This window comes from Pseudomonas sp. H1_A03, from assembly GCF_054685145.1.
This window is the reverse complement of sequence record NZ_CP162829.1, coordinates 5207669-5231976: the sequence shown is the minus strand read 5'-3', so window position 1 is coordinate 5231976 and position 24308 is coordinate 5207669. Positions and strand designations below refer to the sequence as shown.

The following is a 24308-nucleotide window of genomic DNA, read 5'->3' as shown; positions in this document are numbered from 1 at the left end:
ATGACCATCTCCCGGCTGTTGATATTCACGGCCTTCCTGCTGATGGGGCTGTTGCCCTGCGCGGCGATGGCCCTGGATGAGCCACATACACTGCGACTGTTCGGCCATTCCACGCTTGAAAACCCACGCCTGGAACTTGAGGAAAGTGACTGGCGTTGGCTGCGCGAGCGACGGGTGTTGGTGATGGGAGTGTCAGCGCCCGACTACATACCTTTCGACCAATCCAACGAAAACGACTTTGAAGGCATCACGGCTGACTATACGTGGCTGATCAGCCTTATTTTAAACATACCTATCGAGGTTCGACGCTACGACACCCGTGATGAAGTCATCGAAGCGCTCAAACGGGGCGAGGTGGATTTAGTCGGGTCTGCCAACGGTTACGAAGCGGCCGATAAGGAACTGATACTGTCGCGTTCCTACGCCAATGATCAACCCGTGTTGGTGACTCGCACGGGTGACAGCCATTCATTGAGCGTCGACCTGGCTGGCAAGCGCGTAGCGATGCTTTACCACTATATGCAGCCTGACGCTGTCCAGGCCTTTTATCCCCAGGCGCAACTGCAGCTGTACGGCTCGACTCACCAGGCGATCGGTGCCGTGGCGTTCGGTCAGGCGGATGTCTACTTGGGCGACGCCATCAGCACTCGCTATCTGATCAACAAGAACCACCTCAATAACGTCCGCATGGCAGATTTTTCCGCACTGGAGGTCAACCCGTTCGGGTTCGCTTTCAACCAGGACAACATCCGTCTGCTGAACATCATCAATGCAGCGCTGGGCATTATCACGCCCAGCCAGCAGATGGAAATCCTGCGCCGCTGGAGTGCAGGCGACAGCGGTTCCCTGGCCGCTGACCGGTTGCGTTTGAGTGAGAGTGAGCAGCGCTGGCTGATAAAGCACCCACGCGTAACAGTGGCTGTGCTCGACAAGTTCATGCCGCTGTCATTTTTCAATGAGCAAGGCCAACCGGTGGGTTTGAGCGACGAGGTGTTGTCGCGGATCAGCTTGCGTACGGGTTTGAAGTTCGAAGTGGTGCAAGGCAGCTCGTTGCCTCAGCAAGTTGACGACGTCAGCACCGGCAAAGTGGACATGCTGGCGGTGATCACGCCCAGCGTCGAGCGTGCCGAAAAGCTGCGCTTTACCCGACCCTATCTGTCCAATCCTTATGTATTGGTGGCGCGCGCCGGCGACGAACGTTTGGTTACGCTCGAAGACATGCCCGGAAAACGCCTGGCGTTTATTGGCGGCAACAGCCTCGCCGCGCAAATTGCCCGCGACTATCCAGGTATCGAATTTGTCGACGTCGCAAACCCGGAGGACGCCATGGATTTGGTCGCCAAGGGCAGTGTCGATGCGACCGTTATTTCGCTGATCAGTGCACGCTACATGATTGCGCGCCATTACCGTGATCGCTTGCGTATCACCAGCACCGTCGGTACGGAGCCAGCGCGGATTGCTTTCGGTGTCAATCGCAGCCAACTGGAGCTGTATTCGATCCTCGAGAAGGCGCTGTTGAGTATCACGCCTGAAGAAATGGACGAGCTGACCAACCGTTGGCGCAGTGAGATCATCATCGAAGACAGCTATTGGATCAGTCATCGCAACGTGATTATCCAAGGATTTGGCGTGGCCGCGTTGCTGCTGCTGATCACCCTGGGCTGGGTGCTCTACCTGCGCAACCTGATTCACAAGCGAACACAGGCCGAACGGGCCCTGAGCGACCAGATGCGGTTCATGAGCGTTCTGATCGACGGCACTCCGCACCCAATTTACGTGCGCGATCGCCAGGGCCGGTTAATGGCCTGCAATAACGCTTACCTCGATGTATTTGGCTTTAAGTTGGAGGATGTGATCGGCAAGACCGTGGTGCAAACCGATACGGGCAACCCGCCCCAGGCACAGTCGTTCCACGCCGAATACTTGAGCTTGATGGCGCGGGGTGAGCCGCAGATCCAGGATCGCGTACTCAAGGTTCCCGATGGCAGTGTGCTAACCATCTACCAATGGATGCTGCCGTACCGAGATAGCAATAGCCACGTTGTAGGCATGATTGCGGGTTGGGTGGATGTGAGCGAGCGCCAGCGGCTGTTGAGCCAGTTGCAGGCAGCCAAGGAGGACGCAGACTCGGCAAACCGCGCCAAGACCACATTCCTCGCGACCATGAGCCATGAGATCCGCACGCCGATGAATGCCGTGATCGGCATGATCGAATTGGCCCAGAAAAACGCCGAGCAGGGCCGCGTCGATCAGGATGCGCTGGAGGTGGCGTCGATGGCCTCGCGAAGCATGCTGGAATTGATCGGCGATATTCTGGACATTGCGAAGATAGAATCCGGCCACCTATCCCTGACCTTGGCGCCGGCCAATCTCCACGAGTTGTTGGCATCTGTGGCGCGTGTGTTTGAGGGGCTGGCGCGGGACAAAGGCTTGCAGCTGCAAGTGGAGCTCGATCCGATGACTGCCCGCTCGGTGCTCATCGACCCTTTGCGCTTCAAGCAAGTGGTGTCCAATCTGCTGGGGAATGCCATCAAGTTTACCGCCACCGGTCAGGTTCGCCTGGGTGCACAGTGCGCCCCGGCGTTGGCCGGTGACCACTTGAACCTACGGTTGTATGTCGAAGACACGGGGGTTGGCATCAGTGCTGAAGATCAGCAGCGTTTGTTCAACCCATTTATCCAAGGGAGTAATAACGAACAGTCGGCGCGCAGTGGTTCCGGCCTCGGGTTAGTGATCAGTCGCAACCTGTGCGAGATGATGGGCGGTCAACTGCGCTTGAGCAGTGTGCTGGGCAAGGGGACGCGGGTGGACGTGACGTTGGCGCTGGCGTTGACCAGCGCAGCACAGGTTTCGACTCCCGTCGCACGTGTTCCACCGACGCAGGCGTTGAACCTCCTGGTGGTCGACGACTACCCGGCCAACCGCTTGTTGCTGACTCGTCAGCTGAGCTTCCTTGGGCATCACATCGTCACGGCCGAAGATGGCGCCGAGGGCTTTGCACTGTGGCAGGCCGGGCATTTTGATGGCGTCATCACGGATAGCAACATGCCGGTTATGGACGGTTACACGCTGGCACGTAATATCCGTGCCCAAGAGCGTCAGCGTGGTCTGGTGCCGTGCCTGCTGCTGGGGTTCACTGCCAACGCCCAGCCGGAGGAAACCGAACGCTGCAGGCAGGCGGGCATGGATGGTTGCCTGTTCAAACCGACCGGCCTTGATGATTTGCGTGCGGCGCTGGCACCTCGCAGCGCAGCAGCCGTGACGGGTGAGGTCGAGCCGGCGTACGACCTCAGTACGCTGACTACGCTGACAGGCGGTGACACTGCCGCGCTTAACGAGTTACTCGTGCCATTGCTCATCAGTCTTGCAGAAGATCGCCTGCTGCTGCCGACGCTGCAAAATCACGCGGATATCGCCAAGTTGCATGACCTGGCTCATCGCGTGAAAGGGGGCGCTCGCATGGTCAAGGCCCACAGGTTGGTCGCCTGTTGCGAAACCTTGGAAGGGGTGTGTGAAAGACATGACCACCAGGCATTGGCGGCCGCGATACAGGCGCTGGACGCGGCCATCGATGGTTTGCATCACAGCCTGAGCCGGCACAGCAAGCAGGCTTGACTGAGGTGGATAGCCATTCGGCGGATTTGGGAGAACTCCTACATGGAAGGGGAACAAGCCTGATTTTGTCTTCGGCATATGTCTGGAAAATGGGCCTCGCTCACTGACGAGCACTGCCTGCCCAGGGGTTTGCCATGCCAAACAAAGCACTGACTATCCTGATTGCCGATGAGCAACACCTGCAACGCCTGTACATCGAGAAAATGCTCAACAAGCTGGGGTATCACCGGATCGTACCGGTGCAAACCTTCGAAGAGGTCCAGCTACTCACTGCTATCCCGGCCCAACCCTTTGACGTGCTGATCATCAATGCGGGGCTGGCGGTCCACGCTTGCGGGCTTCAACCTCAGGCGCATCATGTGCTGGTCTACGATCACCAGGACCTGAGCCTGGATATGGACGCCACCGCCGACGCAACGCCGGCGGTGCTGGTGCGGCTGCCCGGCGTGCCGGATAGCGTCAACCTCGAACACTTCATGGACATCATCGACCCACCCGCAGCCACCACCGGCCTGCGGGTGTTACCGTGGCTGCGGGAGTTATCGCGCGCGCCCGTGGCCGGGGCCTAGTCCCACTCTGGTGCGATACCTTTCGGGCTGGTCAGGCGGTGGCCGCGCTCCAGCTCGGCAATCTGCGCCATGTCGGCAGCACTCAAGGTCAGTTGCAGGGCCCTGAGGTTGCTTTCCAGATTGGCACGTTTGGTCGACGATGGGATGACCGCGTAGCCCAGTTGCATGGCCCAAGCCAGCGTCACTTGCGCCGGGGTAGCCTGATGGCGCTCGGCGATTTGCTCGATCACCGGGTCTTTGAGCACTTCGCCGTAGGCCAGGGTCATGTAGGAGGTGATCTGGATACCGTGAGCGGTGGCAAAATCCACGACCTTGCGATTTTGCAGGTAGGGGTGCAGTTCGATCTGGTTAGTGGCGATGTTCTCGGCACCAACGGCAGCAATCGCTTGCTTCATCAGGTCGACGGTGAAGTTGGAGATGCCGATCTGGCGGGTCAGGCCCAGGCGTTTGGCTTCCAGCAGTTGGCCCATGAATTCGGTGACAGATACCTGGTCTTCCGGCGATGGCCAGTGGATCAGGGTGAGGTCCAGATAGTCGGTTTTCAGTTTGCTCAGGCTTTCGCGCAGGCTTGGGATCAACTGGCCTCTGGCGAAATTGGCGATCCAGATTTTGCTGGTGATAAACAGCTCATCGCGCGGGATGCCGCTGGCGGCAATGGCTTGGCCGACGTCTGCTTCGTTCTCATAGATCTGCGCGGTGTCGATGACGCGGTAGCCCAGTTCCAGGCCGGTGCTGACAGAATCGATCACCACCTGGCCTTGCAAGCGGAAGGTGCCTAGGCCGAAGGCCGGAACGTTTTGCGTTGGGATAGACATCAGTAACTCCAGAAGGGGTGTAAACAATGGAGTCGAGTATCCGCTCGTCGTTCCTCTGGAAAAACCGCCGAATCCGAAAAGGACTTTTTACCCCACGTCACGAATAGCGCCTGGGAGCTGGCTTGCCTGCGATGGCTGCGTGTCAGGCTAAAAGTCTGTAGCTGATGTACCGCGATCGCAGGCAAGCCAGCTCCCACATTTTTATCTCCATCCGTCAGTTGGCTTTGTGTTGTTCGCGCAACCGCTCCGCCGCACTGCGCAGCAGTTGCTCGGTGCCGCTCCAGCCCAGGCAACCATCGGTCACCGACACACCGTACTTCATCGACGCGCTCAACGGCTGGCAACCTTCGAACAGATGACTTTCGAGCATCATGCCGATCAGCGCGGTGTCGCCCTGCAGGCGTTGCTCCAGTACGTCGTTGAATACGGCCGGTTGACGCAACGGGTCCTTGCCGCTGTTGGCATGGCTGCAGTCGACCATGATCCGCGCCGCCACCTTGGATTTGGCCAAGTCGTGCTTCACCTGCGCCACGCTTTGCGCATCGTAGTTCGGCCCACGGTGACCGCCGCGCAGTACCAAATGAGTATCGGGGTTGCCCGGGGTCTGGATGATCGCCGGGTGGCCCTGGCTGTCGACGCCGAAATGGCGGTGCGGGTGTGAAGCCGAGCGCATCGCGTCACAGGCAATCGCCACACCGCCGTCGGTGCCGTTCTTGAAACCCACGGGCATGCCCAGGCCACTGGCCATTTCGCGGTGGATCTGCGATTCGGTGGTGCGCGCGCCAATCGCGACCCAACTGAGCAGGTCATCGAAGTAGCCGGCGGCCATGGGTTGCAGCAACTCGGTGGCTACCGGCAGGCCCAGGCGCAGCATTTCGCGCATCAGTTCGCGCGACAGCGTGAGGCCGGCAGCCATGTCATCGCTGCCATCCAAATGGGGGTCGTAGGCCAGTCCTTTCCAGCCGATGGTGGTGCGCGGTTTTTCGACGTAGGCGCGGATCACCAGCAGCATCTGGTCGCTGACTTCAAGCGCGAGCTTCTTCAGGTTGCGCGCGTATTCCATGGCCGATTTCGGATCGTGGATCGAGCACGGGCCGACAATCACCAGCAACCGTGAATCGTCGCCATTGAGGATGGCGCGCACAGCTTGGCGATGGGCGTGGACTTGCTCGTTGAGGAACGGGCTGAGCGGCAGCTTGTGTTTCAACTCAAGCGCACTGGGCAGGCGCTGGGTCAGGGCTTCATTGGCGCTGGTCAGGGCAGAGAGGGGCAGGGCGGCGGTGGCAGTGTTCATATTCAAGGCTTCCTGGGCAAGCGGCGGGCTATTCCCGCGCGCTCTGCCCTACTGGGGTGTTCGACAATTGGCCGTATCGGCTACGTGCGCTGGTGTGCCACCAATAGGTGACCGATCGGAGGCGGCAGGCTGTCCCGAGCGGAGCTTGCTAAATCGCCATGCAGTGGAAGTGTCGTAGCGGTAATAGGTGGCGTAGTTCATGTCATGAGTCCTTTAAGTGTTCTTGCAAAATTGATGGAGGCCTGAAAAAACAAAACCCCCGGTCGGGGAGCCGACCGGGGGTTAGATTTCTCTGGTAGGCGACCCCTTGAGTAGTGGGCGCCGATTTCAGGTATCAGGCGCGCCAGTGGCTAAACCAATACCCAAAATAAAAGCATACCGCTGCGCTCGAACCGTTCACGCGGGTAGCCGATACCAGGCGCGGGGCGCTGGCAGCAGGGCAAACCTGAGTGTGGGTGAGTTGCAACACGGTATGTCTCCAAATAATGGGGGCAGCTTACTAGAGGCACGCGGGGGGATTCAATCAGAAATTTCTATCGTGCCGGGGTACTTACTGCTATCGGCCGGGATATGCTTGTAACACTTCAATAATTTGCTTGGACGCGACCATGACTGCCCTGACCCTTGCTGCGGCTCAATCCATTTCCATTGCGGGTGATGTGCCGGCCAATATCGAACGGCACGTGGCGTTCATGCACGTGGCGGCCGAACATAATGTGCAATTACTTGTATTTCCCGAGCTGTCGTTGACCGGGTACGAGCCGTCATTGGCTGCCGGTTTGGCGATTACGCCAGATGACCCAGTCTTGGCGCCGCTGCGTGAAATAGCCCGGGCGTTGCGATTGACGGCGGTAGTGGGAATGCCTGTCCGCCTCGCACCCGATGCCGGTGTGTTGATTGGCGCGCTGGTACTGGGCGCGGATGGCTCCCTGGCGCTCTATACCAAGCAGCATTTGCACCCAGGCGAAGAGGTTGCGTTCGTCCCGGGCCAGGGCGGTGCGGCCCTCGAGTGGGAGGATGAGCAGATAGCATTGGCCGTGTGCGCGGACTTCTCCCACGCCAGTCATCCGCGCCTGGCGGCGGAGGCGGGCGCCACTGTCTACGCCGCTGGCGTGCTGGTGAGCGAGGGCGGCTACGCAACGGACAGCGCGTTACTCCAGGGCTATGCGGCTGAGCATGGCCTGCTGGTGTTGATGGCCAACCATGGCGGTCCGTCCGGTGGCTATGTTTGCGCCGGTCGCAGCGCCATCTGGGCGGCTGATGGCGGTTTGCTGGCCGCCGCTCCCGGTGTTGGCGACGCGCTGGTGATTGCCCGTCGTGTTGACGACGTGTGGGCTGGCCAAGTGGTTGCTCTCTAAATGGCGTTCCACTTGCGCGCGGCGACGGACCACGACCTGGCGTTCGCGCGGACGTTGACTTTTGAAGCCATGAGCCGCTACTACGTGCAATACGGCCTGGTGTGGTCCAACGATGGCTTTGATGTTGCCTGGGCGGGCCGTGAAAACTGGCTGATCTGCAATGATGACGTCGTGCTGGGTTTTATCAGCCTGAGCCGCGACAGTCGCGCGCTCTATATCCGTGAGTTGCATATGCTCGAGGCGTGTCGCGGGCTGGGCGCGGGCAGTTGGGTATTGGAGCAGATGGCAATCAAGGCTCAAGCCTTGGGTTTGTTACGCTTGACGGTGTTCAAGGGTAATCCTGCCAGGCAGCTCTATCAGCGCAGTGGGCTGAACGTTGTGGGTGAAGAGGATTGCTTCTGGCGCATGGAGCGTGCCTGTCAATCGAGCTAATCCCTGTGGTCCATTCTAATAAGCGCATACTGGGTACAGCAGGCGACTTTCTTGTTGTCGCTTCAACGTGTCAAACAGGAATATGCATTCAAATGAGTGGAATTGGTTCGCGTTTGAGACAAGAAAGGGAGCGACTTGGCCTGTCGCAAAAAGTGTTTGGTGAAATTGGCGGTGTTGAAGCCAACGCACAGGGTAAGTACGAAAGCGGAGGGCGAGCGCCCAAGGCCGACTACTTGTCGCGTGTCGCCGAAAGAGGTGTAGACGTGTTGTACGTGCTGACCGGTGAAACCACGCCGCTTCAACTGGAGAATCTCAGCCAGATTGAAGAAAAAGTACTGGGGGACTACCGCGCGATGTTCAAGGAAGACCAGGCTGCAATCCGTCGTTTGACGTCTAGCCTTGCCGAGCATTGTGTGACGCATAACGGTAAAACCACGCCGTAGCCCCGGGATTCCTGACCTGTTGCCCAGAAAATTGAGCCGTCCGGCCCACGCTGGGCGGCTACTGTGTGTGCTAACGCTATATATATGACGCTTGCAGCTAGGTCTGCGCCTAGGTTTTTTGCTAAGGTGTTCAGCAACCTATAAGACCATATCGCGAGGTGTCTGCTTGATTAGGGTGCTAGTAGTCGATGACCATGATCTCGTTCGTACAGGCATTACACGAATGCTGGCTGACATCGATGGCCTGCAAGTAGTCGGCCAGGCCGAGTCCGGGGAAGAGTCCCTGATCAAGGCCCGGGAGTTGAAACCCGATGTGGTGCTGATGGACGTCAAGATGCCTGGTATCGGTGGTCTTGGCGCCACGACCAAGTTGTTGCGCAGCCACCCGGACATCAAAGTCGTGGTGGTGACCGTGTGTGAAGAGGACCCGTTCCCGACACGCCTGTTGCAGGCGGGTGCGGCCGGTTACCTGACCAAGGGCGCAGGCCTGGCGGAGATGGTGCAAGCGATTCGCCTGGTATTTGCGGGCCAGCGTTACATCAGTCCGCAGATTGCCCAGCAACTGGCCATCAAATCCTTCCAGCCCACCAGCGACTCGCCATTTGATGCGCTGTCGGAACGGGAAATCCAGATCGCCTTGATGATTGTCGGTTGCCAGAAGGTGCAGACGATTTCAGACAAGCTGTGCCTGTCGCCCAAGACCGTCAACACCTACCGCTATCGCATTTTCGAGAAGCTCGCCATCAGCAGTGATGTTGAATTGACCCTGCTCGCGGTGCGCCACGGCATGGTGGACGCCAGCGCCTGACATGACCACATTGTTTGATCCAAGTGCTTTCCTCTCGACCTGCAGTGGCCGCCCCGGCGTGTACCGCATGTTCGACAGTGAGGCGCGCCTGCTGTATGTCGGCAAAGCCAAGAACCTGAAGAACCGTCTGGCGAGCTACTTTCGCAAGAGCGGTCTTGCGCCCAAGACCGCTGCGCTGGTGGCGCGTATCGCCCAGGTCGAAACCACCATCACCGCCAATGAAACCGAGGCGTTGCTGCTCGAGCAGACGCTGATCAAGGAATGGCGGCCGCCGTACAACATTCTGCTGCGTGACGATAAATCCTACCCCTACGTGTATTTATCCGACGGTAATTTCCCACGCCTGAGCATTCATCGTGGCGCGAAGAAGTCGAAGGGCAAGTATTTCGGACCCTATCCCAGCGCCGGCGCGATCCGCGAAAGCCTGAGCCTGCTGCAAAAGACCTTTTTTGTGCGCCAGTGCGAAGACAGCTTCTACAAGAACCGCACCCGGCCGTGTCTGCAGTACCAGATCAAACGCTGCAAGGCACCCTGCGTGGGACTGGTTGAGCCGGCCGAGTACGCCGAGGATGTGCGCCATTCGGTGATGTTCCTCGAAGGACGCAGCAATGCGCTCACCGACGAACTCTCCAGCGCCATGGAGCAAGCTGCCAGCACCCTGGATTTCGAGAAGGCCGCCGAACTGCGCGATCAGATCTCCCTGCTGCGTCGCGTGCAGGACCAGCAGAGCATGGAAGGCGGCACCGGCGACGTCGACGTGATCGCAGCCTTCGTTAACCCGGGTGGTGCGTGTGTGCACCTGATCAGCGTGCGTGGCGGGCGGGTGTTGGGCAGTAAGAATTTCTTCCCGCAGACCGGTATCGACGAGGAGGTCGCCGAAGTCATGGCGGCGTTCCTTGGCCAGTACTACGTCAGCAGCCCCGAGCGCGACCTGCCAGCGGAGCTGATCGTCAACGTGGTGCATGAAGACTTCCCCACGTTGATCGAGGCGATCCACGAACTGCGCGGCCGCGAGCTGGATATCAGCCACCGCGTACGCGGCACCCGCGCGCGCTGGCAGCAATTGGCCGTGACCAATGCCGAACAGGCCCTGGGAGCGCGCCTGGCCAATCGACAGCATGTCGCAGCACGCTTCGATGCCCTGGCCGAAGTCCTCAACCTGGACGAGCCGCCACAGCGTCTTGAGTGCTACGACATAAGCCACTCCAGCGGCGAGGCCACCGTGGCGTCCTGCGTGGTGTTCGGGCCGGAAGGGCCGATCAAATCCGATTACCGGCGCTATAACATTGAAGGTGTCACCGCTGGCGATGACTATGCGGCCATGCACCAGGCCCTCACGCGACGGTTCAGCAAGCTGAAGGACGGCGAGGGCAAACTGCCCGATATCCTGCTGGTGGACGGTGGCAAAGGCCAGCTGTCCATGGCTCGCGACGTGCTCAACGAACTGGCCGTGCCCGACCTGATCCTGCTCGGCGTGGCCAAGGGCGCCACACGCAAAGCCGGTTTCGAAACGTTGTACTTGAATGATGCCGCCCACGAGTTCACCTTGAAAGGCGACTCGCCTGCGTTGCATTTGATTCAGCAGATCCGCGACGAAGCCCACCGTTTCGCCATTACCGGCCACCGTGCCCGCCGAGGTAAAACCCGGCGAACGTCAACCCTGGAAGGGGTGGCGGGGGTTGGGCCGACACGGCGTCGCGACTTGCTAAAACATTTTGGTGGCTTGCAGGAGCTGTCCCGTGCCAGCATTGACGAAATAGCCAAAGCACCCGGTATCAGTAAAAAGCTCGCTGAGTTGATTTATGCGAACCTGCATAGCGAATAGAATGCCCTTTCCACCTCGTAGCCAGTTGTGCCGATGAATATCCCTAATCTGATCACCGTTCTACGCGTCCTGCTTATCCCTATTTTCATTCTGTTGTTCTATTTGCCGTACGAATGGAGCTATATGGCCTCCAGCTCGGTGTTTGCGTTTGCCGCCGCCACCGACTGGCTCGACGGCTACCTGGCACGTCGCCTGGAGCAGAGCACCCCGTTCGGCGCGTTCCTCGACCCCGTGGCCGACAAGCTCATGGTGGCCGTCGCCCTGGTCCTGCTGGTGCAGGAACACGGCAACCTGTGGCTGACCCTGCCGGCTGCGGTGATCATCGGCCGCGAGATCGTGGTGTCGGCCCTACGCGAATGGATGGCTGAAATCGGCGCCCGCGCCCACGTGGCCGTCTCCAACATGGGCAAATGGAAAACCGCCGCGCAAATGCTCGCATTGGTGATTCTGCTGGCCAACCCGTCGGATTTCTCTTTCTGGGTCCTGACCGGCTATGCCTTGCTGCTCATCGCCGCCGGCCTGACCTTGTGGTCCATGCTCCAGTATTTGCGCGCCGCCTGGCCGCATCTGCGTACCACTGTTGAAAAGAAATAAAACTTTTTTGAATCAAGGGGTTGACGGGTTCTGATATTTCTATAGAATGCGCACCACCAAGACGCGGGAATAGCTCAGTTGGTAGAGCACGACCTTGCCAAGGTCGGGGTCGCGAGTTCGAGTCTCGTTTCCCGCTCCAACATTCAGAAAAAGCCACTCAAATGAGTGGCTTTTTTTGTGCCTGAGAAATACCCGCACTCATTTCGATAGGATGCTTTTGGCCAAAAAACGGACCCTGTCTTGGACGTTCAGTTTCCAAGAAGGACACCCTCAAGGGCTGGAGTTCGATTGAGGTCAAGGCGCCTGTAGTTAGCGGTTCATTTATGAAGTGTCTTTTGCTGAGCAGTAATTGTTTCTACGCCCGGCTCGGAAATATTCGTTTCTTTAAGTGGGACTTCGCCTACCGAAAGCGCACGCTCTATGAGTAACTCGCTGCCTTTGTCTTTCAATAAGTCCTGCAGTCGCTGGAATTCGCCGCACCAGATGGTTTCAATGTCGCGATCCCGTGCCCTATCGCGATCGCTGCTGAGGGCTACAGCGCGAACCTGCAGGCGGCCATTGTCGGCTTTTCCACCCACTTCCACTCCATAACCGGGGGTAGCGGCTTTGCGCAGTACGATCTTGCCGGTTTCTGCCCAGGCAGTCGCCATGCCTTCGCGCACTTCGTAGCCGAGGCTGGCCAAGCCGCTGAGCACGGCTTCGCGGCGGGCGAGGGCGGCCTGGTCCTGTAAGTGGGAAGCGATAAGCGCTTTACACTGCTCGATCAATCCGGTGGTTATCGAAAGCTCGGTGTCGGTTGTAAAAGCGCCAATATGATCGAGCAGGGTCGCGTGTTCGATGCCTGTGTAGGTTTTGACTTCGCTGGCCAGATCCTGCAGTTGTTCGAGACACTCGCGTTGGCGTCGGAAGTTTCGGGTGGACGCGGCGAGGTCGAGTACTAGGCTGTCAAGCAGCAGGTTGCGTCGCTTAGCATCGGTTTGCGTTTCAGCTCTTTCCAGTGCCAAGAGGAACGGCGCGGCACATTCAGCGCCTTGCAACAGTTGCAGCTCCACGATGTGGCGGTCAATGCGTAGCAGCCGTGCGTCGCGCGTTGCATCCGGTTCCCGGGCCGCAATCCATTCGCGCAGGGAAACCTCGGGTTCGTCGACCTTGAGTTGCTGCGCCAGGGCGCGTTGGGTATCGCTCAGAGCTGGCTCCTCGCTTGCCTTGCTCAAGTGGGCGAAACCCTCGGCTAGCAGACGTTCGGCATCTTCCCGACTGGCACCGCTGGCCAGTCGTAAGAGAGACTCCAGCAAGGCCTTATCGACGTTTTCGGGGTTGGCTTGCAAGGCGTCAAGCAGGGTTTTTGCGTTTTCCTGGACGCGTCGGTCGCGTTGGCGTCGCTCGGCGGCACGAATTATCGCGCGTTCTTCGCGGTCCTCCAGGTCACGGCGCAGGTGCTCGATTTCCACTGGTACGGCCTTCTGCAGTTCCGCCAATCGGTCTTCTGCCAGCAGAGTGCGAAGGCGAGTGTGTCGCTCCAGGAAGGCTGAGCGCTCCTGGTCACTAAGTTCGCCCAGCCTTGTGGCCTGTGTCTGCCAGCGGTCCACGGCGCGTTCCAGGCGTTGCATGTGGCCCTCACAAATGGCGATGATTTCTTCGCGGGTAACAATGCGAACGACCTTGGGACCACTCATTGGCAGATTTCCGTATCAACTGAAGTAGGGCTGGGTTGCGGCGGTTGCTCGGCTTGCATGGCGTATTCGATTGCTTCACGCAGTCGTGAGCGTTCGCTGTCGCCGCTGTGATACCAGGCTTGCGACGACACACGATGGATGTGCGGGATGGCGCGGTGCAGCACGGACGGGCGCCAAATTTCCCGGGCGCGGGCACGTTCCAACAGATTATGGCAAGGCGCATCGCACTCGATGCCTATTGCGTACAGGCCCGTGCTTGGATTCTCGATGGCGAAATCGAGCCCGAAAGCGTCGCCTTCACTGGCGGGAGCCGCCTGCCATCCCAGGGAATGAATGAATTCACCGACCAGCCTGACAAAACCATCACTTTGCTGACCTTGCTCACGACGCTGGCTGCTGCTGCGGTCGGTCTGCAGGCGCTCCAGCAACTTGGTGCTGTTGCTGAACTCGCCCGAGGAGAGCGCGCGAGCATATTCCAGATAGCCTTGCAGATAGTCTCTCGGGCTGTTGGGCGCGCGGTGCGTGTTTAGCATGTCCGAGATATCGGCGATTGGCATCGACGTGATCATCACCACCTTGCGACGCGCGCGGGTCACCGCCACGTTCAGGCGTCGTTCGCCCCCCGTCTGCCCCAGTACGCCGAAGCTACGGCGGAATGTGCCTTGGCTGTTGCGCCCAAAGGTGGAGGAGAAGACGATGATGTCGCGTTCATCCCCCTGCACGTTCTCCACGTTCTTGACGAACACCGACATATCCTCGCCGTCTTCGCTGCGCTCGCGCTCCTGGGCGTAGGCGGCGCGGAACAGTTCATCCTGCTCTGCACGCTGCTCCAAGTGCTCCTCGATGAGGTCAGCCTGCTTGCGGTTGAAGGTGACGACACCCACCGAAGGGCGCTGGTCGTAGGGCTTCTGCCACAATTCGCTCAGGTACTCGACGACCCGTTCGGCTTCCTGGGCGTTACTCTGGTTCTGATACAGCCCGCCGACCTGGATCAGCTCCAGCGGCTTAATGCGTTGGATGTTCGCCTGCGGGTGACGGACCGGAACGTTCAGGCGATTGCCATAGAACGAAGCGTTGGAAAAGCCGATCAGTTCACGGTAGGCCGAACGGTAGTGGATCTGCAATGTGGTGCTGGGCAGGGCGTTGCGCGCCAGCTGCAGCAGGTCGGGACAATCCTTGATCTCACGACGGTTCCAAGTGTCTTCGAACGCTTCGCGCTGTTCCTCATCCGCGTCGTCGTCAGGTTCGTCGCCGTCAAACACTTCGGCTTCGTCGCTTTCGATGCGACTGGAAAAGAATGCCGTCGGCGGCATTTGCTTTTCATCGCCGCTGACAACAGTGACCTGACCGCGGAACAGGGTCGGCAGGGCGAACTCAACCGGCATCTGCGAGGCTTCGTCATAGATGACTGTATCGAACAGGCCTGCCTTGAGCGGCAGTACACGACTGGCGACGTCCGGGTTCATCAGCCACACCGGACGCAGGCTCATCAAACCGAGGTTACTACCCAGTTCGATGAATTCACGCAGGCGCCGCGAGCGTTTGCCAGTCAGGCGGGTAACATCCTCCCATTGTTTGCGATTGCCCAGGTTATCGAGGTTGATGCCTTTGGCCAGCAGCTCACGATTGAGCAGCCGCATCTGTGCGTCGGCTTGCGCGAGGCTGCCGACTTTGGCGCGGGCTTCGTCCTGGCTGAGCAGCAGTTCGGGATTGGTTTGCTCTACGCGGTGTTTCCAGCCCAGTCGGGCTTCGCGGTTGAGCAGGCGCCGCACTTCGGCTTCAAGTTGCTCGGGCGCAATGTTGTCCAACTGTTCCTGGCGTTGGCGCAGCAATGCGAGCAGCTCCAGGTCGGCTGCTGTCAACTGAGCGGCGCGCCCGCGGAATGCCTGGTAGGCGGCCAGGAAGGGCAGCGCTTCATGCAGCCGATCAAGAGACAGTTGATTGCTCAGATTGTGCTCGATGGCGTGCTGCAGTTGCTGCACCAGTTCTTCGCCCAGCCAGTCGCCGAGTATCTTGAGTTGCTCGAGGCTGGATTGGCGAACGCCATGGCGCATCAGCGAAGCATCGAGATCGCTGAGCAGCGCCTCGAGATGGTGTTTGTCGCCGGCGAGGGCGGCCTCGTCGGCCTGCCGAGCGCGAGGCGATTGCGCCAGCGCCATGGCCAGAGCCTGGATTTCCAGCAGGTGGCGGATGTCGCTCTTCACGAAGCTGATCAATTCCAGGCAGGCTTGCTGACTCACAGCTTCCAGTTCCAACGCCTGGTGCAGCGTACTCAACTCGGCGCGCAATGGTCGCCACTGGCTTTCAAGGCGGATGGCTGCCTGTAGGGTTGGTAGTGCTTCAATAACACGGCTTTCTCCCTGGCCCTGAAGGAAATTGCGCAGTCGGTTGCGCCGCAACAGATTCATCGGGTTGATGTTCGCCAACCAGGACCGGGTTGCCATGACCTTGGTGCAGTCTTGATCCAGATGCCTGAGGGCCTTGTTTTCGAGCAGGCAGAGGGCCGGTGACAAGGCGGGGGCGTAGTGGTCCTGATCCAGTTGGCCGAGTTGCTGATCCAGTTGCTGTAGTTCACCGAGAATCGACTCTCCCCGTGGAGGTTGGTCCGCTTCGCGGCTGCGGAAAAGCGGTAGCCAGCGCGCAAGGCGCAGACGTTGCTCTTGCTTCAGGTCGAGCAGGGCAGCGACATGGGCCGCTATCCAGTTACGGTACGGCGCCGGGTCGTCGATTTCGAAGCTGGCAGGGTGTGCTTGCAGCGTGGCCTGACGGTTGTGTTCGGCTTGGGTGAAACTGTGCAGATTGTCGGTGAAAGCCTGCAAAGTCGCCCGGTCGGCGGCGAACGACTGCAACTGGGCCAATGGGCTGCCTTCGTAGCGTGCGGGTAACCACAGGCGAATCAGAGGGGCGCAGCTTTCTTCCAAGCGTGTCAGGCTGGCGAGGTCCAAGGAGGCCAGGCGTTGGCGCAGGGCCGGAAACTCGAGCGGGGCCGGGCCGGATTCCAATTCAATTAACTCGCCGAGCAGCCTGCGATAGCTGAGGCCGGTATTCTCATCCAGGCGATGCAGGCTCTGGTGGAAGCGGTCGAGCTCGCCCTCCAGGGCCTCGATGCGGGCCGCGACCTGCTCGCGCTGGCGCTGCCAACCCTGAGCCTGGCTGCCGTTCGTGAACAGGCTTTCCAGTTGTTCGCGAATACCGCGGATGACGGGCTCGCGGTCTCGGTTCACGTCATTGAGCATGACGATGCGTTGGCCAAGGCCCTCGGCGACCAGGCGTTTGTACACCACCTCGAGCGCCGCATGCTTCTGGCAGACGATAAGCAAGCTGCGCTGGCGGCCGATGGCGTCGGCGACCATGTTGACGATGGTCTGGCTCTTGCCGGTTCCAGGCGGCCCCTCGACCAGCAGTCCCGGGCTTTGTCGGGCCTGGATCACGGCCGCTTCCTGGGAGGGGTCGCTGGCCACGGTGAAATAGCGTTGCAGCTCGCCTGGAGGTGTCTCGTGCGTGGTTTCATCGGCGGTCTTGAGGCGCAACGCCGTTTCCAGGCCGGTACCGGCGGGCGACAGGGTTTTCAGTTGGCGCAGGTCCTCCCCGATGGCTTGTCCCATGAAGGTCACGTGAAACAGCACCGCCGCGCAGTCCAGCTCGTCTTGGTAGGGCGCGATCTCCACGCTGCTGGCGGGCAGGTTGCCAAGGGCGCGTGAGCGAATGGTGGCGAGCATGCCGAAGGCGTCCATCACATCCGTCGCACGAATTGACGAGCGGCCCAGCAGTTCATCGACGGTCTTGCGCCAACGTTTGCAGGTTTCGGCGCCGAGCACGCTTTCCAACGCGGGGTTGAGCCGCACTTCCTCGCGCTCACTGTCAAACGCCAAGGCGGCGTGACCACGAGAACCCAGTTCCAGCAGCAGCTTCACTGGCCATAGCAGCAGCGGGATAATCCGTGTGCGCGTGGTGCCGCGAGGGTCGCGATTGAGCAGGAAAGGGAAGCCCAGGTACAGGCCGTCGATGCCGGTGTCGCGTTTGTACAGCGCGCTTTGCCGGTACAGGGCATGCAGGCGCGATTCCAGCTGGCCGTTGAGCTGAAAACTCTCTGGGTCGAGGCTCACTGCCCGGGCATTACGTTGCAGCAGGTGATCGAGCAAAGCCGCGGCCGGACTGCGCTCGCTGTTCAGTTCACTGATGTCGACCCGTGCGGTGGTCTTGCCGATGCTCATACGCACCAGTGGCCCGCGCATCACTGCGGTCACCACCTTCTTCTCGAAGAAGTCGAGGATCTGTGAGACGTACTGCTGTTTCTGTGGTTCCAGCCAATGACTGGACGGGATGGCCAGCAACACCAGTGCCTGGGCCAACGGCATACGTCGCTCCAGGCGGAACTGCTCGGCCCACTCGTCCACTGCCGGCACGCCACACCGGGCAAAGCCTTGGATGCGTTCATCGACACTGCGGTACAGCTCAAGTCGCGAATGCAACAGCAGTTGGGTTGCCGCTTCGGAGTCGAACCAACCGACATCGGCAGCCCTGGCCAGCTCGGCGGCGGCCTCTACGATTGAGGCCCCCGAACGGAACTGACTGATCGCCGCGCTGAGCAGCACGATCAGGTCTTCTTCGGCGATCACCCGGCGCTCCGACAGAGAGCTCAGTCCCGGATGGTCGGTGTCTGGAAACAGGCGTTGGCGCTCTTGCCATTGCGTGGACAGCTTGGCTCGCGAGGTCGATAGCAGGAATATCCGCAGTTGTTCTTCGACCAACTCGATGTGTTGGTGCAGGGCACGCTGACGTACGTTTTCGGCGCGGGATTTGAGACGCGACAGCCAGTTGTCGGTCTGCAATTGCTCAAGCAGGTCCGGGACCGACCCGCTGATCAGACGATAGCCTTCCAGTGGGTGCTCCAGTAGCCATCCTGGTGTGACGATGTCGCCACGATGAATCAACGGGATTTCCGGATTGAGGATTCTCAGCGCCAGCATTAGACGGAAATCGTCCTCGATCCCTTCGTGCTGAACGACCTGACGCAAGCCGGCGACTAGAGAGGGGGCGAGACTGACCTGCTCGGCCCAGGTCACGATCACACCGCGCAGCAAATGGTCCAGAGCCTGTTGCCAGTTATCCGCCTGGGCTGCCGCCAGGGCGAATACGCCGGGCTTGTGGAAGCGGCGCTCGCCCAGCAGCAGGGTCGCACCTTCACCTTCGTCCGTTTGCTGGACGGAAGAGGCCGGAGCCTCGACCGTAATACCGTTGAGCCAGCCTTCGACCTGTGGCCATTGCCAGCGTTGATGACGGTCGCGCGCCAACAGACCTCGCAGCAGCAGGTGCAGGCGCGGGTCGAGGTCGTTGGGGATCGGTACTCCGTTGGCCAGCACGTGAATAAGAAATGCATTGGCATTGATGCCGTCGAAGCAGGCGCCCTGGGTCAGTTGCTCAAGCAGGATCATGCCCAGGCTCCACCAGTCCGAGGCAGCCGCAACGCCGCCTGCGATGGCTTCGGGCGCCATGTAGCGGCTGGTTTCCAGTGGCGATACGATGTCCAGGTCGAACTCGGACAGGCGTGCCGAGCCGAAGCCGCTGATGACCAGGTCCAGCGGTTCGCGGGAACGTACCAGCAGGCTGGCTGGGCGCAGGTCACGATGGCGCAGGCCAGCCTCGTTGAAAGCGTGCAGCGCCAGGCCCAGTTCGTTGACCACATGGTGCACGCTGTCGCTGTCGCGGATCACGCTGCCAAGTTCTGCCAGGCTCCCGCCGGTGAGTTCTTCAATGACCTCATAGGCACGGTCATCCCAGCGGCCGGTGGCAATGATTTCGGGGACGTGCTCGCGTGGCAGTCGGCGGATCACATCATAGATCGCCGGGTCCGGTTCGGCGCCAGGTCGATACAGGGTCAGGACCGCTTGTTGCGCGGTTTCCTCGTGCTTGGCGAGGTATCGTTCTCGCACGCCGTCGGTACTGCTGATCTGACGAATCAGCCGCCAACCATCGATCAGGGTCTGGGCGATGCCCTCTGGTTCGCTGCTGTCTGGCTGGGCGTCGTAGGACGTTACTTGCGCAAGTGAGCTGCCACATTCAAGGCACATCAGGTCGCCATCGACCATCGGGTGACCATTTTCGCAGAGCAGGTCAGGGACATTCCCTTGAGCCGGACTGACTGGCGGGAGGGTTTCCTCAGTGAAGACGGCTTGCGGCCGCCAGCCGGCGGCACGAATGGGTTCGCCAGCGAGGTCCCAGCCGCAGGGTTGTTCCTGAATGAGCCCTTCGCAGAACATTTCCTGGAGGGCGCGCTCGGTTTTGCAGTTAGGGCAGAAACGTATCATGGGGTGTGCTCCACTCAGCGGCGTCGCGACGCGTGTGCGCTGATCTGTAAATGATGGCCTTGTTCATGCAGCAGATCGCGTAAGCGCAATAGATCGTCACGTCGTGGGATGCCGGCCATCCAGACGCTGCCACTTTCGTCAAACATCAGGTCGAGCGCCTTGTCGGCGGGTTCGAGCGGGCGTTCGTAATGACCCAGGCGTGCCCGGCCCAGTGGCGTGAGCAGGCTCAGGCGTTGATTGTCACTGCCGCGCAAGGCCATGGTCTGACTGAGTGCTTCGATATAAGGGTCGCTGATCAAGGCATCTATCAAGCCCTTGGTCTGGAGCAACGACTCATTGAGTTGCTCCAGGGAGTAGCCACTGTAGACCAGGATGTCGAGCTCGCTGAGCCGACGCAGGCCTTCGAGCAGTGATCGCAGGGCGTCGAACTGGTCAAACGGTTCCCCTCCGGAAATGGTGATTCCTTCGGCCTCGTGCAGCCAGGGGGTTATCTGTTCAAGCAGTTGCTCCAGCGACAAGCGTCTGTGCCCTGGCCCCCAGGTATCGGCAGAGATGCATCCTGGACAGCGGATGCTGCAGCCCTGGAACCAGATACCAATACGCCGCCCCGGGCCGAGGGTAGTGACCGGAAAATGCATGCGCGACAGGCTAAGGTCCATGTTCAGCGACGTTCCATCTTCAGTCCAGTGATGTCCAACTCGGTGATCGTGAAGTGCTCGCCCGGTTGCGCGTCCTGATCGAACAGTGCCCGCGATAGGGGATTGAGCAGGCGTGCCTCTAACTGGTTGCGGATGCCCCGGCCACCGTTGGACAGGTCCTGCAGACAGAGGCTGTGCAGTGTCTGGCGTGCCTGGGGGGCCAATTCGATAAACAGGTTCTGTCCCTGCAGGTCGTCGAAGGTGGCGTTGACCATTTGTTCGAAGATCTGCACTGCAACGCCTTCGCGAATGAAGTCGAAGACGATGATGTTTTCGCCGATTCGATTGAGGATTTCTGGACGATTGAGCACGAGCTTGAAATACCGGTCGATCTCGCTGTGCACCTTCTCCTGGACTTGCTCGAAGGCTTCGTCAGGCAGGACGTTGGCAACGCGTTCGCCATTGTCGCCCTGGCGATAGATTCCCAGGTTGGAAGTGAACACGATCAGGGCCTCCGAAAAGTACACCCGATCACCGCGGCCTGAAGTCAGCACCCCGTCGTCGAGGATCTGCAGGAACTTGTCGAGAATCCGTGGGTGGGCTTTTTCGATTTCATCGAATAACACCACGCTGAACGGTTTCTCGCGGATAGCATTGGTCAGCTCACCGCCGACGTCATAGCCGACGTAGCCGGGCGGTGCGCCGATAAGGCGTTGATCGGCATGCTCGGCGCTGAACTCCGACATGTCGAAGCGGATATATGCACTTTCGTCGCCGAACAGCAGGCTGGTAATCGTTTTGGCGAGTTCGGTCTTGCCTACGCCGGTCGGTCCCGCGAGAAAGGCTACGCCCCGTGGACGGTTGCCCTTGCGACTGGCGCCGACGCCTGTCATCGCACGCTTGACGATGTCGAGCATGTGCGTCACCGCATGCTCCTGGCCTTTGACACGCTGATGGACGACCGCGTCCGCATGCCGGATACGCTGACGGTCGATCTTCAGCCACGGGTCCTCGGTGACACCGATCTTGTAGCGGCGCACCGCATCGGCAATCTGTTCCATGGCTACACCCTCGACCCGCGCCAGTTGCGCAATGGCGCTGAGATCGAGCAGCAGCAATCCCTCGGTGTTCTGGACGAAGGCTTCTACAGCCTGATGCATGACCACTTCGCTGGCGCCCTGGCTGCCACTGAGCCCTTTGAGCAACGCCGGTGCCAATGCACGGCGGGACAATTGATCAGGTTTGGACACGGGGATGTGGCGCAGGCGTGGGTTGTCGACCAGCAACCAGTCGGGCAAATCGCCTTCTTTTTCCACCAGCCATAGCAGGGTATTGAAGAACGGTTTGCGCAGCTCCGTGGCCGGACGGCTGCGAGCCTGATGGGATTGCACCAGGGCCTGGGTGAAGAGCTGGTGTTCAGCCGCGCTGAGGGAGTCGTTGCGAACCACCAGGCGCGAGGCGAAGTCGATGATCAGCGCGATAGGTTCGCCAGCACGACCCACCAGTCGTGGCAGGGTGGCGCCCAGCAGATCGATACCTGCGGGTGCTACGCCATTTACCGGAGTCAGGCCAAGTTCCTGAAGCAACGTCTTGCCGGCTTCAGGGGCGGAACCGGGTTTGTCGACTACCCGGAAACCCGACACGGGATCCCAGGCGATGACCTGGGTGTAGCCAGCATCGAGTAGGGCATTACAGAGGGTTTGGTTGAAGCTCTGCGCGGTCACCGTGCCGGGCGTCACTTCACTGGCCTGCAGGTCGCGGATGTTGCCGGACAGGACGAATTGGCTCTTCAGCGGCAAGAAGCGGAGAAGATCTCGTAGCCAACGTGGGCTTTCAAATATGGCAATCCCTGACATGTTTCAGCTCGTAACGTTGGGGCGGTACGGGCAGGGTATTGCTCAATGCGCCCATTTGCCAGTGCGCTGTTACGAAAAGTTGTGTTGAGAGAGCGCGTCTGACGAGGCGCTTGTTTCACTGGGTGCTTTATGCAACTTGATCGAGAGTCCGTCGGCGTACGAGCTGGGCGGGAAGGGTATCGACCCCCGCGATCAGCGTTGACTCGTGCGCAATGCCTGTTGCCCGGAAAAGCATCTTTCGCCTTTGATACTTGGAGGCGCCTACGAACTAAGGGCGAGCTACGCTGTATTATCGCTTCGGGGCTTCTTTTAACGCGTTTAACGTTCGAACTCACGCTGGAGCCCGGCCTACTGAGCGTGAGTGTTTTGATGCAGTGCATACACTCCAATTCGTGTGCAAGTTACCGCTGCAGCGGTCCGATGAGTATTGACCAAAACAGTTCTGCACCGCCTTCCTGAGTCAGTTTTTGTGAGCGTGAGACATGCATAGCCATACCCAGTGACTTAAGAAATAGTGATTGATCATCATGATCCACCGAAAGCATCTCGTTAAAGCCACCACGAGCAGATGCACTGCTGGAGAATTCAATACTTCGTCCGCCCATGCCGCCAAGTGTTACGGAACATTCGCTGGCTTTGTTGCCCTGGCGATAGATCGCGCCGGTGAAGGTATTGCCGTCGATGCGGCGAAACTGACAGCTGATCCCGTCATTGCGAGCTTCCAGCTCCTGCAGCGAACCTTCGAAAAAGCGTGAGATGAAGTCAAACGATTCCTGCAAGTACCTATCAGCATCCAATTCACTGAACGTCTTTTTAAGGGCGAGGTTGCTGGAGCGAGAGGGGGCAACTACCGACGCTGGGAAAGAGGGCGCAGTTGGAACGGCAAGCGGGGTAGGCGAGTTCACTGACGGTGACATGCGTGTCACCACAGCTCGGATCTGCCTCGCGACATCGGTGTAGGCCTCGTCGTAATTCGGCCACGTCGTGATGGCTTTGCCATCCTTGGGTGCAGCGAGCAGATTGCCCAGCGGGGTTGAATGCCAATCGCAGGGTCGGACGATCACCGGGATGATCTGTGCTTCTCCTGCGGCATTTCGCTCCAAGGCTCGTGCCATTTCGATGGAGTAGCAGTAGCGAGAATCGAGAAAGCTTGAGCTGACGAGCAACAGGATGACGTCGGCCGCATTGATTTGTTGGTCTATTTCATTTCCAAGATGCTGTCCAGCCAGAATTCGCCTGTCGTGCCATGATTCGATGAGCCTTTCATGGCGTAACGATGCCAGGTGTTTTTCTAACTGATCACGGTATTGCTCGTCATCGTGAGAATACGAAAAAAAGACCTTTGCCATTGTCACTCCTAACCTGCCCGTTGATGAATATGCGCTTCCGAATTGTCGTGTCGAAATAGATCATGTGACTTGTGACGACTCAAGGCATATTCGCACAAGGCTGCGCCGGGCGCTCATACGCTTAACACATCAAGGTGGTGACTGGAAGGCGAAACAACGGCAGCGTATGCCAGTAGCTGTCTTGACACCCGAAATTTCGGTTATGCCACTTGAGCTGAGCACTCTGCCGGCTTTCGACCCAAGCTGGAGCTGCTGTGCTGTACCCTGTGCGGGAAGCCCTGTCGGGGAGGCGGATGGAAGTAAGCGTCAGGTTAGTTTATATGTTCATGGCTTCTGACAGAGTTTGACGCGCCCAGCCTTGGTCATTGAGTATCCGGCCAGGCAGTTCATCCAAGACCTCAGAGCCTCGCGGGGGCGCCTGCCCCACCAATAAATCATCTGCCCATCGACGTTACCTGGTTCATCTCTGGTGATTGGCAGAAGGCGCGAATCCCTCAGCTTGGAATAAACTCCCTCTTGACCTTTGAAACACTTCAAAAACAAGTCCAGGATTAAGTCCTTTCCTGCATCGGAAAGAAAATAAAACCTTTAGATTTCAATGGGTCGGACGCTAGATACGAGTTTCGTTTCCCGCTCCAAAATTTGATCTGCGGATGTCCATTGGGCACTGGGATCCACGAAATAGACGCTTAGGCGTCTTTTTTCGTTTCTGCGGGAAAACACTGAAA

15 protein-coding genes and 1 tRNA gene are annotated in these 24308 nt (G+C 59.4%); 9 read left to right on the top strand and 7 right to left on the bottom strand.

The window, feature by feature from the left end; translation table 11 throughout:
* A complete protein-coding gene (locus AB4O35_RS24090; protein WP_065872304.1) occupies positions 1 to 3615 on the top strand; it encodes a transporter substrate-binding domain-containing protein in 3615 nt (1204 codons plus the stop codon).
* Between the two features lie 134 nt (positions 3616 to 3749).
* Positions 3750 to 4184 carry an ANTAR domain-containing protein gene (locus AB4O35_RS24085; RefSeq protein ID WP_065872303.1) on the top strand — a complete coding sequence of 145 codons (435 nt, stop codon included), beginning with the start codon at positions 3750 to 3752 and terminating at the stop codon, positions 4182 to 4184.
* Here AB4O35_RS24085 and dkgB read toward each other — a convergent pair.
* On the bottom strand, positions 4181 to 4999 hold the full coding sequence (dkgB, locus tag AB4O35_RS24080) for a 2,5-didehydrogluconate reductase DkgB (RefSeq protein ID WP_065872302.1): 819 nt from the start codon (positions 4997 to 4999) through the stop codon (positions 4181 to 4183). The genes AB4O35_RS24085 and dkgB overlap by 4 nt on opposite strands.
* A gap of 214 nt (positions 5000 to 5213) precedes the next feature.
* Positions 5214 to 6293: a 3-deoxy-7-phosphoheptulonate synthase gene (locus AB4O35_RS24075; RefSeq protein WP_065872301.1), complete on the bottom strand. Its 1080-nt coding sequence runs from the start codon at positions 6291 to 6293 to the stop codon at positions 5214 to 5216.
* Positions 6294 to 6901: 608 nt separating this feature from the next.
* Between AB4O35_RS24075 and AB4O35_RS24070 the strand changes: the two genes are divergently transcribed.
* The 7 genes from AB4O35_RS24070 (at position 6902) to AB4O35_RS24040 (ending at position 11892) form a co-directional block, all read left to right on the top strand.
* Positions 6902 to 7651 (top strand): carbon-nitrogen hydrolase family protein, encoded by a 750-nt coding sequence (locus tag AB4O35_RS24070; protein ID WP_065872300.1) that lies wholly within the window; start codon positions 6902 to 6904, stop codon positions 7649 to 7651.
* A complete protein-coding gene (locus AB4O35_RS24065; RefSeq protein WP_065872299.1) occupies positions 7652 to 8083 on the top strand; it encodes a GNAT family N-acetyltransferase in 432 nt (143 codons plus the stop codon). It begins immediately after the preceding gene.
* A gap of 92 nt (positions 8084 to 8175) precedes the next feature.
* On the top strand, positions 8176 to 8526 hold the full coding sequence (locus AB4O35_RS24060; protein WP_065872298.1) for a helix-turn-helix domain-containing protein: 351 nt from the start codon (positions 8176 to 8178) through the stop codon (positions 8524 to 8526).
* A gap of 166 nt (positions 8527 to 8692) precedes the next feature.
* Positions 8693 to 9334, top strand: coding sequence for a response regulator transcription factor GacA (gene gacA, locus AB4O35_RS24055; RefSeq protein WP_003190387.1), 642 nt, complete (start codon positions 8693 to 8695; stop codon positions 9332 to 9334).
* 1 nt (position 9335) lies between these two features.
* Positions 9336 to 11159, top strand: a complete 1824-nt coding sequence (gene uvrC, locus AB4O35_RS24050) for an excinuclease ABC subunit UvrC (protein ID WP_065872297.1) — start codon at positions 9336 to 9338, stop codon at positions 11157 to 11159.
* Between the two features lie 33 nt (positions 11160 to 11192).
* Positions 11193 to 11753 (top strand): CDP-diacylglycerol--glycerol-3-phosphate 3-phosphatidyltransferase, encoded by a 561-nt coding sequence (gene pgsA, locus AB4O35_RS24045; RefSeq protein ID WP_049708976.1) that lies wholly within the window; start codon positions 11193 to 11195, stop codon positions 11751 to 11753.
* 63 nt (positions 11754 to 11816) lie between these two features.
* Positions 11817 to 11892: transfer RNA gene (locus AB4O35_RS24040), tRNA-Gly, on the top strand.
* 178 nt (positions 11893 to 12070) lie between these two features.
* Here AB4O35_RS24040 and AB4O35_RS24035 read toward each other — a convergent pair.
* From AB4O35_RS24035 to AB4O35_RS24015, 5 genes are all read right to left on the bottom strand, one after another.
* Positions 12071 to 13429, bottom strand: coding sequence for a coiled-coil domain-containing protein (locus AB4O35_RS24035; RefSeq protein WP_225930684.1), 1359 nt, complete (start codon positions 13427 to 13429; stop codon positions 12071 to 12073).
* Positions 13426 to 19737, bottom strand: a complete 6312-nt coding sequence (locus tag AB4O35_RS24030; protein WP_186753050.1) for an AAA domain-containing protein — start codon at positions 19735 to 19737, stop codon at positions 13426 to 13428. The genes AB4O35_RS24035 and AB4O35_RS24030 overlap by 4 nt, the downstream gene beginning before the upstream one ends.
* A gap of 14 nt (positions 19738 to 19751) precedes the next feature.
* Positions 19752 to 20396 carry a 4Fe-4S single cluster domain-containing protein gene (locus tag AB4O35_RS24025; protein ID WP_065872295.1) on the bottom strand — a complete coding sequence of 215 codons (645 nt, stop codon included), beginning with the start codon at positions 20394 to 20396 and terminating at the stop codon, positions 19752 to 19754.
* A 2-nt stretch (positions 20397 to 20398) separates the two neighbouring features.
* A complete protein-coding gene (locus AB4O35_RS24020; RefSeq protein WP_065872294.1) occupies positions 20399 to 22231 on the bottom strand; it encodes an AAA family ATPase in 1833 nt (610 codons plus the stop codon).
* A 401-nt stretch (positions 22232 to 22632) separates the two neighbouring features.
* Positions 22633 to 23580 (bottom strand): toll/interleukin-1 receptor domain-containing protein, encoded by a 948-nt coding sequence (locus AB4O35_RS24015; protein ID WP_065872293.1) that lies wholly within the window; start codon positions 23578 to 23580, stop codon positions 22633 to 22635.
* Between the last annotated feature and the right edge of the window lie 728 nt (positions 23581 to 24308).